Source organism: Aporhodopirellula aestuarii, assembly GCF_023701485.1.
GTDB classification, from domain to species: Bacteria; Planctomycetota; Planctomycetia; order Pirellulales; family Pirellulaceae; genus Rhodopirellula; species Rhodopirellula aestuarii.
On the sequence record NZ_JAMQBK010000014.1, the window covers coordinates 166969 to 186742 of the forward strand.

Annotated in this window: 11 protein-coding genes; 5 read left to right on the plus strand and 6 right to left on the minus strand. The window is 54.0% G+C overall.

Translation table 11 applies throughout. From position 1 onward, the window contains the following. Window positions 1-271 precede the first annotated feature (271 nt). From NB063_RS04610 to NB063_RS04620, 3 genes are read left to right on the plus strand one after another with little or no spacing between them, the layout of a single operon-like run. Window positions 272-1792, plus strand: coding sequence for a hypothetical protein (locus tag NB063_RS04610; protein WP_250927573.1), 1521 nt, complete (start codon window positions 272-274; stop codon window positions 1790-1792). 51 nt (window positions 1793-1843) lie between these two features. Further along, a complete protein-coding gene (locus NB063_RS04615; protein WP_250927574.1) occupies window positions 1844-3448 on the plus strand; it encodes an alpha/beta hydrolase family protein in 1605 nt (534 codons plus the stop codon). A 50-nt stretch (window positions 3449-3498) separates the two neighbouring features. Beyond that, window positions 3499-5328 carry a RasGAP domain-containing protein gene (locus tag NB063_RS04620; protein WP_250927575.1) on the plus strand — a complete coding sequence of 610 codons (1830 nt, stop codon included), beginning with the start codon at window positions 3499-3501 and terminating at the stop codon, window positions 5326-5328. 69 nt (window positions 5329-5397) lie between these two features. Here the strand turns inward: NB063_RS04620 and NB063_RS04625 are convergent, their stop codons facing one another. Further along, complete coding sequence (locus NB063_RS04625) at window positions 5398-5706, minus strand: regulator of G-protein signaling domain-containing protein (RefSeq protein WP_250927576.1); 309 nt, start codon at window positions 5704-5706, stop codon at window positions 5398-5400. A 1019-nt stretch (window positions 5707-6725) separates the two neighbouring features. Continuing rightward, window positions 6726-8540 carry a type VI secretion system contractile sheath domain-containing protein gene (locus NB063_RS04630; protein WP_250927577.1) on the minus strand — a complete coding sequence of 605 codons (1815 nt, stop codon included), beginning with the start codon at window positions 8538-8540 and terminating at the stop codon, window positions 6726-6728. Window positions 8541-9292: 752 nt separating this feature from the next. Here NB063_RS04630 and NB063_RS04635 point away from each other — a divergent pair. Next, a complete protein-coding gene (locus tag NB063_RS04635; RefSeq protein WP_250927578.1) occupies window positions 9293-10039 on the plus strand; it encodes an RNA polymerase sigma factor in 747 nt (248 codons plus the stop codon). Window positions 10040-10194: 155 nt separating this feature from the next. Then, a complete protein-coding gene (locus tag NB063_RS04640; protein WP_250927579.1) occupies window positions 10195-13830 on the plus strand; it encodes a WD40 repeat domain-containing serine/threonine protein kinase in 3636 nt (1211 codons plus the stop codon). Between the two features lie 285 nt (window positions 13831-14115). On the opposite strand, the gene NB063_RS04645 is transcribed toward NB063_RS04640, so the two are convergent. The 4 genes from NB063_RS04645 to NB063_RS04660 form a co-directional block, all read right to left on the minus strand. Then, window positions 14116-14550, minus strand: coding sequence for a response regulator (locus NB063_RS04645; RefSeq protein ID WP_250927580.1), 435 nt, complete (start codon window positions 14548-14550; stop codon window positions 14116-14118). Window positions 14551-14576: 26 nt separating this feature from the next. Beyond that, window positions 14577-16475, minus strand: a complete 1899-nt coding sequence (locus tag NB063_RS04650) for a sensor histidine kinase (protein ID WP_250927581.1) — start codon at window positions 16473-16475, stop codon at window positions 14577-14579. 128 nt (window positions 16476-16603) lie between these two features. Beyond that, window positions 16604-17923: an ABC transporter substrate-binding protein gene (locus tag NB063_RS04655; RefSeq protein WP_250927582.1), complete on the minus strand. Its 1320-nt coding sequence runs from the start codon at window positions 17921-17923 to the stop codon at window positions 16604-16606. 321 nt (window positions 17924-18244) lie between these two features. Further along, window positions 18245-19645 (minus strand): SAM-dependent methyltransferase, encoded by a 1401-nt coding sequence (locus tag NB063_RS04660; protein WP_250927583.1) that lies wholly within the window; start codon window positions 19643-19645, stop codon window positions 18245-18247. Window positions 19646-19774: the final 129 nt, after the last annotated feature.

Sequence of the window (19774 nt, forward strand, 5' to 3'; positions counted from 1 at the left end):
GCATGCTCTCATTGCCATCTAGAACGGCAGCCAAGATCCGGTCTCGCAAATCCATACTCAACGCTCTCATCTGTGCACCTCCCTGAGTCAGAAGTACGCAGTTTATCGCCGAAGTTTGAATCGACCTACATCACAAAGGAAAATGCTCTAAGACCAAATCGTATTTCCATTATGCTATGATATCGATCAGAACACCGCTGGTTCGCAATTCAGCAGCGTGTCTCGCATCGATGACAGCTTCCTTGTGACCGACTAGAAAGATCGATCCATCATGGCCAAAACTGAACTGCCACCGATCAGCGAAGAAACGATCGAGATGATTGAGGGGCAGGTCAAGAAAGGAAAAGCGCGGAAGTTCTTTCTGATCAACAAGGGGGCTTCCATCAAAACCTTGGTCGTATTCAAGAAAGGGCCCTTCGGTCCCAAAATTATGAAGGCCAAGAAGGATGGCTTCAAAGGCGACGTTGCCTACGGCGTGGTCACAGGATCCGGACAGAAGCTCTTCTTTCAATTGCCCGGCAATGGGGAAGTCGCTGCGGCCATGAAGGTCGATTCTTGGGAGGAAAAGCCACCGACCAAAAAGGCGAAATTGCGCGAATTCCTCATGGGCAATGGACTTGCGTTTAAACCGAGTTATCACATCATCACGGACGTAGCCGCCGTTCCCAATCCCGACGCCGAAACGGATGTCCCCGTCGCGCCGCCACCACCTGGTTCAGAAGCCGTTGACGATGGAGAGCAGGAATCGGAACCATCACATGACGATGAGGCGGCCCAGCCGCCTCCTGTAGCCGACGATCAGGACCTGGCAAAGAAATTGGCGGTTGGGTTGAAGAAATTGAAGCCTGCGATGCAAAATGCCGTCTCGGCGGCGCCGGATCAAGCTGCTGACCTCACGGCAACAATGGCTCAACTCGTGGGGCAGATTAAAGCTCAGCAATATGATTCTGCACGGACCGGGATGGTCGAGTTCGGAAAGCGGATTCAAAGCATTGTGGCTGGCGCGGCGCCGGCCAATGCTGTCCCGGATTTAGGCAGTAAGCTAGCCGAGTCGCTGAAAAAGCTAAAGCCTGTCGTGGAAAAGGTGGGTGCGTCGCTGCCAGACCAAGCGTCCGAGCTTCGAAACAGGATGGTGGAAATCGTAAATGATATCAAAGCTCAGCAATTTGAAATCGCAAAAACAAGAATGGCCGAATTAGCTGGCTTGCTCAAGCGTCTGTCCGCCTCCCGGGCGGACGTGGAAACCGCCGCGACTGATGTGCACGAGCCCTCTTTAGGAATGGCAGAATCCTTGTTGATGGACCTGCTTGCAAACGACGGAGAAGATTTCTTTGACTCGCTAGCGATGCCAAGTCAACGCAAGTTGACCGATGAAGAGCTTGTTGAGAAGGTACGTCCCGTCGATCCGCTGCGTGCCGTGGCCGTGGGCGGTCGCGTCATTTGGGAACGCGCAAAAGGCGAAGTTGCCGAGCAATTGGTGGCACTGGAGAAAGCGATGCACGCATCAGGCAACATCGATTTACAGCGTGTCGCTCGTTTGTGCCGGGATGAGATTACCGACAACTTCCGGCTTGGACTTCGGAACGCTTTGACCGACTTCGACAACGCAGCTCCGGCTGATCAAGAACGTCTCCGAGGAGAAGCGCTCCATAAGATCACGCAATATCAAGAGCTATTGAGCGCAGACGCGTTGGTGCGATTGTGCGATCACAACCCACTGGGCGTTAAGGTCGGAATCAAAAGAACACTCTCACCCGCTTTGGAAAAACTGAAAGACGCGCTTTCGCGTTAGCGTCAATACCATAAATAAGTCGTTCCGACGCATCGATAGAAAGGTTTCACAATGGCGGATGGTGGCAATCAAGAGTTCACGGTAGCTGTGTTGGCTGCCCTCGACCAACGCATTACAGATTTCGATGCTGCGGACATTCCAACGACCAATGATTCACCGTTAGACGATCATCGCGTAAGGGATCCACGAGAAGTACTGCCTGAAGTCGAAATGCCTGGAAAAGCGGCGCCAACATCCGGTATTGGCAAAGGCCTTGCTAATCAGTTGTTTGGTGACGCTGGTGATCGGGCAACCATAGAGAAGGAAAGAAAGGATGCATTGAAAGAGTTGTATCAGGACGGTCGAGCTGCGCCGGTTACGATTAGCGCGAATGGTCGCGAGTTACGTGGCAATTTCTTTTCTGTTGCTGGACACAACCTCCGAGGCAATGACTTCCAAGTTGATACGACGCGTCCCGCCGTTCTTCTTCTCACGGGCAGTCATGGTTCAGCCGAGGACCAAGGTTTCGACGTGGCCTCGTTTTACGCTGGTAACGGAGCCAATGTGTTGTCCGTCAATTACGGAGGCTTCGGTGGTTCCGATGCGAATGACGTGGGGGAGCTAACTGTCAACCAGGATGGCCAAGCCATGTTGGAGTATCTGGTTGGGTTAGGCTACGATCCCGAGAACATCATTCTGCATGGCTTTTCGATGGGCGCGACGGTCGCGGCGCAGCTAGAGGCTCAGTACGAGTCCAACGGCATCTGTTTTCGTGGACAAGTTCAAGATCGCCCTATGCCAAGCGCTAATGATGGTGTCATTGGGCACAGCACGATATTGGGGCGTCTGGGCGGAGCGGCACTAGCGAAACGCGGACTGGGCCGGATGAGTGGCAAGAAAGCGTTGCTGGAGCTCAGCAATCCCGCAACGCGCAAAGTCGTTGCAACCGAAGGCAATGAGGATGAAAAAGGGGAGTTCGCCAAACGAGGCGAGTCGATGCGCGACAAGCTTGTCGAAGCTGGCCACCAAGTAACGGGTACGAGCACCGGTGGCGACCACATGGACCATGAAGCCATGCTTGAAACTCATCGGGATCCACTACTCGACCTAGTTCGTATTGATCTAACGGGTCAGCAGGATTGGCTGCCACCCCAGGAAGATCCCTATCTGCAGCAGATCCGGTTGCTGGACACGACGATCGAAGTGATCTCCAGTGAAATCAAGGAGGCCTATCGCCCCATTTTTAGTGAGCTAACGCTAGGCGAGAACGCCGAACATCCAGTGGACGAACGAAGGGCTGCGTTGGAGAGAGCCTGGCGCCGAATGTTAGCGGTAGAGGATGGTATTGAACAATTCAGGGAAGCGGGAGGTGATGCGTTGAGGCGTTACAACCACGATTCCATTCTGTTCGCAGGCTACGCAAGAAATATTGAAGATCGTAAGCAGCGGGCAATAAATGCATTCGCTGAGATTGAGGGTGCGACATCGGAGACCTTGGGAGAATTAGCGCTGGTAGAACTGAATCAATTGCTACCACGAATTCAAGAACTCACGACAGAGTTAAACACCGCGGGTGGCCCAGCGATTGAGAATTCCCCGTTAGAAGACGAAATATTGAGGTTGGCCAAACGTTGCCACACGCTCGAAACCATGATCGAATTTAATGACCACGAGTGACTGAGCTGTTGTGTCGGGCACAGTCGAAACCGATTGTCAGGAGAGAGTAAATGAGCGGCGATAAGGTTGTCTATGATGTCACGTTGAAAATAGGCCTCGAGCAACTGTACGCGTTGGAACAGGAGATTCTCGAAAGCCGCGCAGAACGCGATCGTCAACTGGACACGGCCCGAAGCGAAATGTCGGAGTTCGCAGGACGGCCTCGAGTTACCAACCATTGCCAGATCGCGATGGAGGAATTGGAGGACGAGAGACGAAATCTCCTACATGATTTTGATGACCGGCTGGGGCCCGAGGATGAGCTTTTTCGGACTTCAGTCTTGGAACCGGTTGCCGCACTGCTTCCTCGGATTGAGAATGAAATCAAACAAAAGCGATTTCCCATTGGTATTGAAACCCTGCCAGAACTAAGCCCCGTTCTCCGCAATCTCGAATTTGCGTTGCGAGCATTCTCGGAGGAACTCCAATTAATTGATCGAGACCAGCTCGCAGATCGATCCGCACAACTCGAGCTCTACATCGAAATTACTCAATTCAAGATGGACGCCTTGGCGAGGGTATTGGAATCGGCCAACCAGCAGGCAGATCGAATAGCCGCCAGAGTTGAGGAGCTGCGAGGGGCAAGTTTGCAGGAGTTGGAGGACGCTCAGGTTATTGAAACCGTACACCGAATTTCGGACGCTATCACCGCCAACTGGATTCAGGATATTGGCGATGTCGTCCCGGACGCAGGAGAAGACGAAATCGGAAACCCCGCTCGTGAAGATCTCAATGCCCTTGCAAATTTTTACGCCCATTGCGATGACTATCAGCGGCAAGCAGTTCTTGAATCGGGATTGGCTCCCAAGGCTCTGGGCGTGCTACTGCCGCAAATAGAATTTCCGCAGGTCATGATTACCGTCGAAACGATTGTCAATGAGTTTGCACAAGACGACGAGTATATGGATCAGTTGTTGGGAGCTATGATTGCCGATGAATTTTCCAACGCAAGTTCCAGCACGTCACCTTTGAGATCTAAAACGGCTAGCTCAAAGTTGTTGACTACCTACGCACTGTCCTCGGGCGGAATCGAGTTCTGCCAGGGTAGCATCGCAGACATGGTCGTCTCTGTGAAGGACGTCGATTTAAGTATCAAGCTGCCCCAAGACATTTCCATGGATGATCGGGAAGCTTATATGAACGCGCTTGCAACGCGGGATGCGAACATCGAGACCCACATCAACTTATTCCGGCAGTTTGTCGAAAAGATTTGCGCCCAGCCAGTTCCCTCGTCGATCGCCAAGTCCTGCATGCTGCAGTACGACGCAGCCATGAAACGGTTTGCCGAATACGACGATGCCCCACGGCGGGCGATCGCATACGTAGGCGGATTCGTCGTTTTGCGTCTGATCTGTCCGGCGTTGACAAATTATGATTTCCAAGGTGATCGGGATGCACTTAAAGCCGCGACGATTCAGAGCAGATTAATCCAGTCTCTAGCCAGTGGCACGGAGCCGGAAAATGTGGATATGCAGGTATTTGTGCCGCTTTTGAGAGAGCTACGAACCAGGATGGACGACTTCTTGATGCTTGCCGTTAATCGGGGGCGGGCTGCGTACGATGAAATGAGTGCAAGCGACGAAGCGGTGCTGGCCTTGGAGAGCAATGTACTGGTCGGGGAGGCTTTTTCCGAACCCTCTGAATCAGACCCGTTGGGAACGCTGGCGGCGGACGCGTCGACCGTTTTAGGGAACGCGATCAATGATCTGCGCACCCAACGCTCCACCGACTACGAATGGGATTCTTTGGTAACGATGCGCGAAGCAAACCAAGCAGACTTTGACACGCTCGTAATGGGGGAACGACGCGAGATCTTGAACCTGGTTGCGCAGAGCGGATAGCAACCATGCGAGACTCGGGTCAGCCACGGGATGCAACAATCATTTCGCAGGCTGTTGCCTTGTTGGCGGCTACCTTAGAGCCAAGCGAATTCGCGAAACCAGTTCGGGGAATTTAGAAATCGATGCGTTGTATTGTTGCATGACCAGCTTATGACATTCAGTGTGTGCCCTGACCCAATCGGCTTGTGCCCAATCTCGTGCGTCCGACGGTTGCTGGTAGACGCGCTCAAAGGCACTACGAATCGACGCATCAATGTTGATCTGCGCATCTGCCGTCGAGGCAATATGCTTTCCATAAAGCGTCGCCGCCGCTCCGGTTGGAACAGGATCGGAAGCAAGATAAAAGTCGAGGGTCTCTTCTGAACGGAACGCTGCCATAAGCTTACACAGAAACGGAACTGCCGCTGGTTTCGCCAAGACGTCGTCAATCGTCGGTTTCGGATCCACAGCGAGAACGCGCGCGTCCAGAAAGCTTTCAAATTGCGGCGTTTAGCAGGTAGGCTGGAGTCTTTCGGTATATCTGTCATTTGATGCTAATCACAGTTCCTACGTTCAACCAAGGCAATCACAAGACTGCCAAAAATTCGTTATAGGCAAGACATGTCGCTATCCCTTTCGCGATTTGCGCGAATGGTTAGTCACGATCGTGACGACACGTCATAGCCACGGACGTGAGTCTCCGTGGTTAGGGAAAACAAAGCGAAGCAAGTCGCAACGCGACGACGCAAAACCAGGGCGTGCGCACGACTGACCCACCGGGAGCGGCATCTGTCATCGCTCCGCGACTTGAGATGTGTGCAGGCGACGTCGCCCCCGGACTCGCGTCCGGGGCTTTCGCCTGCCGTCGCTATCGCGACTTGGAATGGAAGCAATGCTGGCGCGGCCTTGTATGTCCACGTCTTTGCAACGATTCAGCGGTCCAGAGATTTAGCAGTCCATGCTAACGTCCGAATGGCTCATGGGATTTTAGAATTAATCCTGCCTACCTGCTTAGTTCGCCTACCAGTCCAATAAAGTGGCTGGTTCTTGAATCTCTTGGCGTCGTATGATTCGTAATGTTCGGGATCACTTTTGTAACCCAAACCGCACACTTGTTGGCCGTGGGCTTCTTCGATACGACCTTGAGAGTAAAGTTAGCTATCAGCAGATTGATAATTCTCAATCAGAAGTGGCCACCTACCAAGATACTAGCCTTGGATGGATCTGGTACCGCAAACCGGTCATAGACCAATTGGCAAGTTTTAGCCGTGGTACTGGGGATTGGCATCTTCCAGCGCGCGCGTAAATTCCGCCGCACGACGTCCTCGACCGCATCTCTGTCCTGAGCGCAGAGACCTAGTATTAACGGATGAGAAACGCGGAAACGATTTATTGATTCTCCTGCACAAATGAATCGATCAGAGATCTCCCAGTAGGGCTTCGAGTTCGGGGTCCATGGCGTCGTCGGATTCGGGGGCTGGTTCGTCACCGCCGCCGAGTTCGGCGAGTAATGCATCTAAGTCGTCGTCAGCGTCGCTTTCGGTTGACGGTTCCGTGGCTGCTGGATCTGCCGTGTCCGATGTGGGCTCTGCGGCGGGAGCGTCATCCGTTGTGGTATCGAGGTCCGCCAACAGCGCATCTAAGTCATCGTCAACTGAGTCGTCGTCCGAGACTGGTTCTGCTGGCTGACTAGCCGGCGTGGGTTGTGTTGTCGGCAAGGCAGGGATCTGGCTTCCGGCCGCGATTTCGATCGGTGCCCACGGCCCAGCTAACTCGGCTCCCGCCAACGATCGGAATCCACCTACTCTCACCTCGTTTCGGCCCTTGATCGATAGCACCGGGATGAAGTTCTGCGAATTCACGTGCGCGGCAAGCCGATCCGAGAGCAGGCGATCGGTGCAGGGCAGTGCAATCTGGTCGCCGTGCTGATCGGTGTAGTAATAGAACGGAATGTCATCGACGCCCAAAATCGATCCGAGCTTCATGTCCTTGAGACCTTGGGACTGATACGTCAGCCCAATGAGAAGGCCCGACAAAAACGAGCTGTTTCCCCACAACATTCCGCTGACACCGCTGCGAGGAGTGAACTCCTCGAACTCAAAAGAATCGATCGGTTCACTCTTCTTGCCGTACGGCCAACGCAACATGAATCGTGGCACCGTCAACGCCAGATACGCCGCCTCGGGCAACGCATAGAGCTGATCCCATGATTGTTTGACAACCGGATGCACATCCTCGGGATTGAGTTTCTTAAGACATTCTTTACTGATCGAAGCAATGAAGGGCGCATTCGCACTGGCACAAATTTTGGCCATCCTTCCGAGCAGATCGGCATGAGGCGGGGTTTGCTCGAACGTGTAATTGCCGATTAACACAGAGAGTGCACCTTGTTGGGCGTCGAGCGACGGCTGTTCGACGAGCAATTTGTAGAGTCCCGTATCCTCCAAATTCTCAGCCGAACTCAGATCGGCGGCGATCTCTTCTGCCGAGATGTCGTAAAGCACGATCTGCAGGTTGACATCAGTCTCAATCCTGCGGACCAACAACTCGATGCACCGCCAGACCGACTCCAAGGCTTGAAAGTCGGGATCGTGGAGAACACGGCGCATCGTATCGGACAAGGCGTCGTCTACCGTCGCGAGCATTTGTTCCTGACGCGGATCCGCTTCAACCGACAAGTGCGGCCGGATGAGCTGCTTGATCAGATTGTTGATCGGCGTTTCGGCATCGTTCGCCGTGGGGCGTCCCACAAGCGACGCGAAATCGCTCATTTTCATGTTGGGCATTTGCGTGCCGCGGGCTCGTCGAGCCAGATGACTGTTGCGTTCGACGGCATCGGTACCGCACAGGCTTTGAACAGCCCGAGCGGCTCCTTCAAACGTGGAATTGTCCGCGAGTTTCTTTCGCAGCCCCGCTAATTTGGAGAACACGTCGAGCTGGTCGTATAACTGATCAGGATGAAAGTCATCCATCTCCGTCAGTGGAATTTTCGCAGTCCCACCATCGTCGCCAATTGGCAGTCTCAGTTGGATGTCGAGCCTTTCGATGATCTCATCTAGATTATCGACATCGACGCGGAGTGGCGTTTTCGACGCCAGCTCGTCCCCAATTTCGAGACGCCCGGTGTTGGCCCGGCCAGAAAGATCACCCAATACGGCGATCCGAAAAGGTCCGCCACCGGCCGGTCTGGCCGCCGCATTTGAAATGCGGCCAAAATTGACTGAATACTCCATCACAATATTCTCGCGTTGTCAGTTAGAACGGGCGAATGAGTTGGGAACACCGAAAAGAGTGCGTAAAAGGGACGTTCCACTCGCAGGCGATCGTCGCCGACTCCAAGCGATCGATTTTCACTCTCCCAGCGGCTAGCTCCCCGAGCAATAGACACGAATCCGAGTCGGTGGTGTGTTCGATGCTCCCAAGAGATTACATGAGTCTGATGCAAACGTGTTCTCCGGCCCCCTCACTCGACGCGAGAACGTGGCCTCCTAAGAAAAAATAACGTTTCAAGCGTCAAAGTAACCCGTTTTCTGGTTCACTTGCATGCTTGGCCGCCCCCGATGAAGCTCGTCTGCAATTAAAATGGCCGGGTATTCACCGCCGCCATTGCGTTCGGTTCGCGGCTCGGGATGGCCGTCGCGAGCAATTGCTCAACGACAGTGACAACAGATTCGACGAGCGAGACTCGCTGTCGAGATTGACGTAGAAAAGCCTGGTGTGGTTGCACGATCCACGAGAACGCAGCAAATCGCTTGGGAATCCGCTTTCCCACCTCTTCGGGCTCGCTCGCTGACTTGCAATCGCGAACCCGCTGGGGGAGAATCGATTGAAATGGACTTCCGCCGTGCGAGTGCAGACCAAAGGATCAAACGTCCATCACACCGACGCAATGGTTATGATGGGAATCCCTCATTGATTCACGTCTGTCCCGTTTTGCGTATTCGGATCTTGAGATGCTAGCCCGACTGCCTACGAGACTTACGATTTGAACCACGAACCTGACATTTGCTTGACCGGACAAGAGGTGACGGAGTTCGCGAGCACCTGCTGGAGCCTCGTATTAAACGCTTCCGCCGCCAGTGACGATACCGCGGTGGCTCTCCAACGGCTGTGCGAGACCTACTGGTACCCTCTGTACGCGTATGCACGACGATCCGGACGTAACCAACACGACGCGATGGATCTGACGCAGGGTTTCTTTACCCAATTGCTGGAAAACCGTGGGCTGGCATCTGTTCAGCCGGAGAAGGGCCGATTCCGCTCATTTCTTTTAGCCTCGCTGAAAAACTACATCCGCAACGACTATCGAGATCGCAAGACACAAAAGCGTGGCGGGCACGTCTTGGTGTGTTCGATGGGCGAATACGATCTGGAGGGCACCTATCAATCCCGCATTGCAAGCCAAGACACCGCCGAAACCATCTTTGAGCGTGAATGGGCGGAATCCATGCTAAATCGCGTACTCGAGCAGATGCGTGAAGACTATACGAATGCCGGCCGAAAAGAATTGTTCGATGCGTTGCACTCGTATTTGGTGGCAAACGAAGAGCGACTTCCGCAAGCCCGGATCGCCGCGCAGTTGGGGCTATCGGTCCCCGCGGTGAAAATGTCGATTCGTCGCATGCGGAACCACTACGGCAAACTGTTGCGGGAAGAGGTGGCCCGTACGCTCGAATCGCACGAGGATGTTGACGACGAGCTGAATAGGATGATTCGCAACATTCAACGATGAATAATCGTCAAGCTTGCGACGTTACTCTGGCTTCGGCAGCGTGTTTCTATGTTGGACAACAACACGCGTTTGGTGGGCTGTCGCCACCTCATCCTTGTCCGCCCAAGTAACCGAACCTGCTTTGATACCTTAAATTCGGTTGGGCCGAGTAAAGCATGAATTCGGAGGCAAATTCGGAACAAAGGTGCGTCGGCTGTGGCGCCCTATTGGACACCCAAGTCGCTGGCGCCCAGTGTATCCGCTGCCTGCTTTCTTTGGGTGCCCTCGAATCGAGCGAGGACGATTACGAGGTCGACGATCAATTTTTGCAATCGGGAGTCCTCTCCGTTTTCGGCGACTACGAGTTGATCGAAGAGATTGCCCGTGGCGGAATGGGAATCGTCTATCGCGCGTTTCAGCTCAGTCTTCAACGACAAGTCGCGGTCAAAATCATGACCGCAGGTCAGTTAGCTTCGGCGGAATCGATCCAACGTTTTCAAGCGGAGGGACAGGCAGCAGCCAGGTTGGATCATCCTGGAATCGTTCCCGTCTATGAAGTCGGGGAAATCGATACCCAACACTACCTTGTCATGAAGTTGGTCGAAGGCGGAAGCCTGGCAGACCACTTGGACGATTACAAGTTGTCCCCGGACGACGAATCAGCCGAATCCAAAGCACGACAAAGGCGGATTGCTAGCCTAATGCGGTCGATAACCATCGCCGTCACCCACGCTCACGAGCATGGTGTACTCCATCGTGACATCAAGCCCGCGAATATTCTGATCACTCGTGACGGCGCACCGATGTTGACGGATTTCGGACTCGCCAAGATTACGGAAGTCGATCTCGCAGGATTGACACTGCCGTCATCGATCCTCGGCAGTCCCAACTACATGGCGCCTGAACAAGCAACCAGCGATTCGAGCGGCGTGACCACGCTGGTCGACGTCTATGGAATTGGCGCGACAATGTATTCACTGCTCGCCGGCCGGCCGCCCTTCGGAGAATCAAACGTTATCGCGACCATCAAAGCCGTGATGGAACAATCTCCTCCCAAACTACGACAGATCAATCCGGCAATCCATCGCGATCTTGAAACCATCGTGATGAAATGTTTGGAGAAGGCCCCGGAAAATCGCTACCGCACCTGTGCTGAAGTCGCCGAGGAACTGCAGCGATTCGTCGATGACGTTCCGATCCGCGCGCGCCCCATCGGCTTCGTCGAACTGAGTTGGCGTTGGTGCAATCGAAATCCCGCCGTGGCGTCGTTGATGACAGCGATCGTTGTGCTGGTCATGATCGGATTGACCAGCATCCTGTGGCAGTGGCGGCGAGCTGAGCTGACCAATAACCGATTAGAATCAAGCCTTGATCAGTTGCGATGGGGCGAAATCGTGCAGATGACCTCTCGCAATGAAAATTCAGAGGCTTTGGCTTACCTAGCCGGGCGATTGCGACGTGACCCGCACGACTGGCGGGCGACGATGTTGGCGACCTCGATTATCGACCATCGAAGGTTTGCGCAGCCTCAATGTCCGTCACTGTCCCATGGCGATGAATTCGAAATACGTTACGCGACGTTTGATCATGCCGGAGATCGAATCGCAACGTCGAGTATCGATGCGACCGCGCGCATTTGGGATGCGACGTCGGGAAAGGAGTTGCTACAGCTGCCACACGAAGATGTCGTCACGCGCGTCGAATTTTCAGCGGATGATCGTCACCTCGTCACCGCCTCCCGTGATGCCAAGGCCATGCTTTGGGACGCGGACAACGGCGATTTGATATGCGAAATGAAGCACCCTGCGCCCGTGAACGATGTCGTTTTCCTCGACTCTGATGCAACGATAGCCACCGCGGCGGAAGACGGCATGGTGCGTCTCTGGAGTGCAGCGTCAGATCCATCCGATACGACGTGCAAGATTCAGTCATTTTTTGACCTGCAATCAAGCGTTGCGAAGATTGCATTCACACCGGCAGGCCAAAAGCTCGTTGCGGGGAGCGTCGATGGACGAGTAGTCGTCTTTTCGCCTGATTCGAAAAGCGAGTTGATCGCAACAAACGAGTTCGATCTCGACGGCAAGCTCGTTTGGGTAGGCATTTCTCACGACGGACGGTATGTCGCCGCCTCTGGCGATTCCGTTCGTTGCTGGGACACGATTTCCAACGAAGCGGTGTTCCATGGTCGGCGGCACCCCAGTTTTCACCCGACGTTTGCGAAACACGCTAACTACCTGCATGCTCACACCAATGTTCGCGTTACCCATTCCATTGATCTTGAATCGGGGCATTTCTTAACCGATTCGATGTCTGCCAAGTACCTGTTCTTTGCCTCCGATTTCTCACTCGACGGCCGACTTCTGGCGACCGGCGGATGGGACTATTCCGCCAACATTTGGGACTTGGATACAGGCAAAAAGGCTGTCAGCGCCATTCGCACATCCGCGGCGGTACAACGTTTGCAATTCAATCCTGATTCCAACCGGCTGTTGGTGGTCGAGGGGAGTCCTCAATGGGTGACTCAAATGCCTCCTGAGGATGCCGCGGTGAGTGTGTGGCGACTGGAGGAAGGACTCTCACAGAAAAACTATCGTCCGCCAAACCAACGAACGGGATGGCTGGCGTTGTCACATGACGGAGCACGGGCTGCGTTGGTCCAAGGACGCAAATCTCCTGTCACCATTTTGGACGCGGACATGCGCCCCGTCCGTTCGATCGAGACAACCTTGGAAGCGGTCGTTCATGGAATCGCCTTTACACCTGACGATCAGTCTTTGGTGCTCGGCTCTGGCAAGGGCGTTGTTGAATGTTACGACGTCGGTTCGGGGCGACGTGTATGGGGCCCCATTGATCTCGGAACAAATGGTTATTGCTATCGCCTTAGTCACGACGGCGGTCTCTGGGTTCATGGGGGCGATGATGGTTTGATACGTGTCATTGATGTCGACCAAGGAATTCTCATCGATCGCATCTTGACCCACGGCGGCACGCTGAACGATCTGAATTTTTCACGCGATGATCGCCTTCTTGCGAGTGCATCGGACGACCACACCGCCAAAATATGGGATGTTGAGACCGGCGATCTGCTGCAAACCGTTCGGCATGATTTTCGTGTTCAAGCCTGCAAATTCAGCCCTGATGGACGCAAGCTGGTAACCGGAAGTAACGACTTCAGTGCGCGAATTTGGGACGTCGCGACCGGAGAACCCATCGGCAAACCGATGCAACACCAAGGCGAGGTCAGCAACGCGTCGTTCAGCGGCGATGGTAAGCTGATATTGACCGGAGCAAGAGATGCGACGGCCCGCATCTGGGACGCAGCGACTGGCAAGCCCAAAACCCCATTCATGATTCATGATAGTGCCCTACGTGAGGCCAACTTCAGCCCCGACGGAAAGTTGGCCATCACCGTGGACCATGATGCGTTGCAAGTTTGGGACACCTCGAGCGGCCAGCCCGTTGGTGTCCGAATCCGTCAAACTTCATCCAGCGGGGTGGGACATGATTCGGCAGGTGGTCGGGTGCCATTTGCGCACGATGGATGCTTCGCGGTTTGGGGGCATACGGCTCCGGTGGTCATGAAAATCGATACGACGATTCCCACCGCGCCGGCTCCATCGTGGTATCCAGACATGATGGAACTTTTGAGCGGCCAACGTCTACTCGACGAAGGCGGACTCACACGCGTCCCAGTAGAAGAAATCCTCTTAGAACGGAAAATGTCACACGTCGTCTGTGAAGATTCGAGTGACTATTTCGAAAGCCGCTTGACGGCTTGGGCGCACGCCGGTGAATTCTCACAGGCCGATTGAACTCGGGACCATTCATCAAGCTCGTCAAAAGAACCAATGCGTGCACGGCGTCCACAGCAGTTTCGTGCCTTTAAATCATTGCATTCATGTAGTGGTGGCTTCCAGACGCCGACGTACGACCGATGGCGGCTGGAAGCCTCCACTACTGGTTCGCTCTAAATGTCGCATTCGAAAATGCTCTCAACGGTGCTGCCCTGCGTTGAATAGGATTTTCGAGGCAAACTGTCGGTGGCTTCTGTTTCACTGACCATCGGAGTGCTGGCAATTCAGAGACGCTGTGACGCATCATTGTGTTTTCCCACGCCCATTTTCGTCGTTGCTGACCCGGGGCAGGGCGACGCCGTCGACGTAGGGTTTGATCGCTTGCATCAGGTAATCAATATTCCCTTTCGTGAAGTATCCGGCGACGTTCTTTTCGTAAGCAAGTCGTAAGTCACGCTCATGTTCGGAAGTCGTCAGCACAAACACGACGGCGACCTTGAGATCAGGATCGGAACGAATTTCGTCGAGGAACTCGTGCCCATTCATCCCCGCCATATTGAGATCCAGGAAGACGATAAAGTCTCGCCTGGCCCCGTCGACGAACTCCTCACGGAGCAATTTGATTGCCTCGCCGCCATCTTTAGCGACACGTATCTCTTGCGAAATCTTATGTTTTCGAAGCGCACGACGAAACACCTCCATGTCTAATTCATCGTCTTCGACTAATACAAATGTCATCTTTGCCGGCTCCATGGGGGCGCCCCTCATACGCTGGAGGCCACACCAGCGGTGTGACCTGTTTTGGTAATCTTCATCGGCCAGGTAAAGCTGAATGTACTTCCTTTACCCTCGGTAGAGTCGACGCGAATTTGCCCCCCGACGATCTCAATCTGTTTCTTAACAATTGCAAGACCCATACCGCTACCGTCAACATTGAGAGACGAAGCTCGTTGGTACATTTGAAAAATCCGTTCGTGAAAACGTGGTGCTATTCCGATGCCATTATCTGATACAGAAAATCGCACCATAGCACCCTTTTGTTCGCTTGCAACCTGGATGCGTCCGTCTCGTCCCTTATCGTTATACTTGACTGCGTTCGTGATCAAATTGAGCATCACCTGCTGCAACGGTGCGCGGAAAGTTTCTAAGACGGGCAGGTCGCCATCGATAGCAACTTGAACGCCACTTGAGTCGTCGAGCAGTTCCAGGATCGATTCCACCATCTCGTGCACATCGACGGCTTCAAGGCGCTGTTCGATACGACCAACGCGGGAATAATTCAAGAGGTCGTCGAGCAAACACTCCATTTTTGTGACACGGGCTTGCATCTGTTGCAAATGCGTCATGGAATCTTCACTGAGCAGTCCATCGCAATCTTCTTGGACCCATTCGGCGAGGCAACGCAAACCGCGCAACGGTGACTTCAAATCATGCGACGCCACATATGCGAAATTGTCCAATTCTTGATTCGATTCCTCCAGCATCAACGCCTTCTGAGCCAACTCTTCGGAAAGAGCTTGCGAGCGGTCGAGCAGTTCTTTGGTCTGTTGGTTCTTTCGGCTGAAGACTTCGGCAGCACGGGCCATACGTCCGATTTCGTCGTTTCGTCCAACTGCCGGAATGGAATCAATCGTTTCTCCCTGAGCCAACCGCAAGAACGTTTTGGTTAGCCCCGAGATCGGATCAAAAATGACTTTTGAAAGCCGAAACGCCAGCACTGCTGCGATGACTACCGCGAGGGCAGACGCCAGGACGCCGAGCAATCGGCTGCGTGTCACGGCCTGCTCCCGCGCCACGCGAGTCGCTTCGCGACGCTCTCTGACCAGCGAATTGATTTCTTTTGCGTAATGGACGAACTCAGAGATCTCACCCGCCATCACCACGTTGACGTAAAACATGTATCCGCGGGTTGCTTGAACCGCACGCACGCCGAGTGTTTGAAATTCCGAAAGTGCTGCGAGCATGCGTTGCTGCGCCGCGATCGCCTCTTCATTTTCGGGAGGCAATTCAATCCGTTGCACTTCGCTCTGAGATCGCTTGAGAGCATCGAGCATCTGTTGGTAGTCTTCAGAGACGGGCTTAATGAAGTAGCGGAGCAGGTTCTTGCGTGCCATCGAATAAGCGCGAACGGCGACGAGCAGCTTTCGCGACGCTTCGTCGGCATCGATCTCATTGAGCGAAGTTTCGAACTCCGCAATCGACTGATCCACCTCCGATTCCTGTTTCAGCAATTTGTCTTGGAGGAGTTCCGTACGTACCGTGCGTTCAGCCGACGCCAATTCCATCCGATCGCCAAACACCGCGATGTGCACGCGCATCTTCTCGAGCATGTCAGCTAAGGCGTCGCCTTCGCCCACCCGGGTCTTCAATTGCGTGATCGCGGCGAGCAAGTCCGATTGCAACTCAAGCGCCCCGAGATACTGAGCGTCAGCGCCCGTCTGTGCATAGTTTTCGGCCCGAGCTTTGAGTTGCAAAGCGTCGTAATGGACACGTAAGACATCCGCCGCGAGTTGATCGGAAGACTCGATCACCCGAAAATTTGAAAGCAGCAGTTCTTGTCCGACCCACCCGATCACGTTGCTGAGCAAACAGATCGCCACGAGCAGTCCGCTGCCAATGTGAAGAAGCGTTTTGAGCGAAGTGACTTTGGGAGAATGAATCATCGAGATGCACTCATCACGTGTTCTGGGAAGCCGAGCATCCAGTTCTGCGGATCCGATCCATCGGATACTTCAGCGTTGTTTGTGAAAGAGGACATTGCGGGAAGGTTGTTGATCATTAAGAGAAGGGTCTACGCGGAGAGAAATTCGTTCCAGTGGCGTAGACTGTATTCGTAGGTGTTCATCACCGTATTCCACACGGCGATGTTGCTGAAACGCTTCGTGTAAGAGCCCCCATCACGAATCCGACCTTTTTCAACCACTCGCGAGCCACTCGTGCCCAGCAAATCGGACGCGGCGGGTTTCCCCAAGTACCAGTAGTCCCATTCGACCTCCGACAATTCCGAACGAGAACGTTCTGGATTTGAGATGTAATATCCCTGTCTCGCAATAAACGCCCCCGGCCATCCCGACAACCACCAGTTCATGTATTCGTAGGCGGCGTCTTTAACCAAACCTGTTGTCGCCGAAGACAAGCACATCACACCATGCCAGGCTCGATAGCCCTCTTTTGGCGACGCGTACACACAAGGGATCCCTGCCGCGTGCAGATCGTAAACGGCAGGTGAGAACATGCTCTCGATGACCGCCTCGCCGCGTTTCATCAATATCACCGACGCGGGCACGCTGCTCCAAACTCCACGGAAGTGTCCTGCTCTGCGATACTTCACCAATATGGAGAACAATTCATCGAGCTCGCTAGCGGTGAGGCTTCCGATGTCGTTGAACTCCATCAAACCTTTTGCCTGAACCGCCAATGCCAGATCAAAAAGGCCGATGGTAGGCTCGTTGACGATCGCGACTTTTCCGGCCCATTTTTCGTCGAGCAGCCAAGCCCAGCTCTCGGTGACATAGGGTTTACCGGTGGGCACGACCAGAGGGTTGTATCCAAAGGAATCGACGTTGTGCACATAAGGCAAAAAGCTGACTTTGTCGGACGTTTGGTCTCCGAGTTTCCCGTCTGGCTGCACGTAGAGGATTTTGTTGGGGGCATCGCCAGCGCCTAGTTTTGCTTCAGGCGACAAACGTCCCGTCTTCGTCAAGGGATTGATTTCATCCCAATAACGAATTCTTCCGACATCGATCGCTTGAATCGCATTGGCCTGCCATAAGACGCGAATGCTGTTGGACCACTGTTCGTAAAGATCGAATGATTCCGGTCGGGTGGAGGCTTTGTGCAAAACCTCGGCGGAACCACCGGGGGAAAATTCCAATCGGATGCCGAGTTCAACCTCCGCACGCTTTCTTATTTCTTCCTGAAGCGTGACGTGGGTACCGAGAACCCTGACCACGGGACGGCGTTTGACATGAATGACCGGACCACTGGCAGCACCAGCGACCTTGTTATCGACCAAGCTTTCGGGAGATTGTGATCGCGAGTCTAACGATAGATGGGCCGAAGTCCCGAACGCAACGGTGCCCGCGATCCATTGACGTCGATTGATCTTCATAAACGCCTACAAGAGAAGAACCAAGGCAAGCGTCTCTAACATCCGCCCCCCCGAAGGAAGCAATCCTACCACTGAGGCCCCAGTGCAACTACTGGAATTCTGAGCGTCCGCGTCAAAGCACGTTATCCCCATCCCTCGTTGCGAAAAATGAACACGCCCGCCGACATTCGTATTACAAAATGAATCTTCAGATCAGTAACTGGTGGGTAGGAAAATCGGGTTCTCACGTCCGCTGCGCATCCTGCGACGCGGCGTTACGAAAAAACGGTGCGTGAGAGCGATCTCACACACCGTTTGATACATCCCAAAAAGCACTGCGTTTTAGCAGCGGTTGACTGCTACCTTGCCGTGACAGACCGCAAATCGATATGTCGAAAACGCGCGATCCGACGCACCCAAATATTCGCCGGCGGTGATCGATTCGGAGGGCTCAAATCCGCAGCTGGCCAAAAAGTCGGAAGGCGTGTCGGAACCGAAGATAAATCGCTCGCCCAATTCGTCCATCCCTTCGACAAATTTGATGATCTCGGTGTGCTCCGACGTGCCGTCGACAACGCTCTGAGCGACAATATCGCACCAGAGCCGACTATCGGTATGCTGACACAAGCTCGACGCGAGCGTCAAAATTTCTCGATTTTCCTCTTCGGTGAAATACATCGAGCAACCTTCATAGACGAATACCGTGGGTAGGCTCGGATCGAAATCCGGATGATCGTGCAACAATTTGGCGAGATTGTCCGTCTTGAAATCAGCAGCGATCATGCGGCGACTGACCATCGGGCGGTCCTTCATCTGAGAGATCACACGGGTTCGTTCTTCCAACATCTCAGGCAGGTCGAGCTCAAAGAACGTCGGCTGTCCCAATCGGTCAAAAAGTCGGAACGGCCGCATGTCCAATCCCACACCAAGGATCACGACCTGCTTCAACCCTTCGACACTCTCGAGCGTCTGATCGATATGTGCCGTCCGCGCTTTGACCATGTTCTGCAACTGGGGCAAAACGCCTTTGAGTCGATTGGCGAGCAACGCGCCGTGAGGTCCTGCTGCGTCGCGTTCATGTCCGACGTCCACCCGAATCCCCCGGTCATCGAACGACGCACGAAGCCCCGCGATCATGCGAGCTGACGCTTTCAGTTTGTGCGCGAACAAAGGTGAGATCCGCGGCTGCTGCTTCGTCGGCAACAACTGAATCGAAGGCTGCGCGAAATACTTCATCTCAGCTTCCGCAACGACTTCATTGTTGGACGTGAACTTCACCGTCAGGGTGACAAGCACACGCTTGCCGGCAAAGTAGCGTTGCTGAATCGTACGAGCCACGTCCTCAGGGACGACGCAACTCGCCCGGAGGTGACCGGTACTTGGACTGCGATACTTGACGTCCATCGCCGCGAGCCAAAGCGATGCCGAGTTTTCCTCTTTGCAGCGATGGACTCCGGCCAGTGGGATACCCCGCAAAAGCGTTGCCAAGGCCAAACCACCGGTATAATCCGCAGAAAGCGAAATGAGCGCAGCTTGGTGCGTCCCGTGTTGATTCGTCGATGCGAAACAAAGCGGTAACTCCGAAACGCATGCTCCCTCCCGAACTTCCGTAACCCGCCAGCCGACGGACCTTAATACGGGAATCGCATCATGGAGAAGACTCGTCATCAGCTCCGGATTGACCCGGTTGCTGTAATCTTCTTCCCATGTAACCAAATGACCTTCGAATTGTGACGCTACCATGGTTTGCCCCAAAGTGTAGACCTAGAAAAGAAACTTTACCTGGGACGGTTTCTATAGGCGGCCTACCCCAATGAGAAGAGAATTCTCACCACGACATGGAATTTCTTACAGTAAATCTGCGCAAAAATA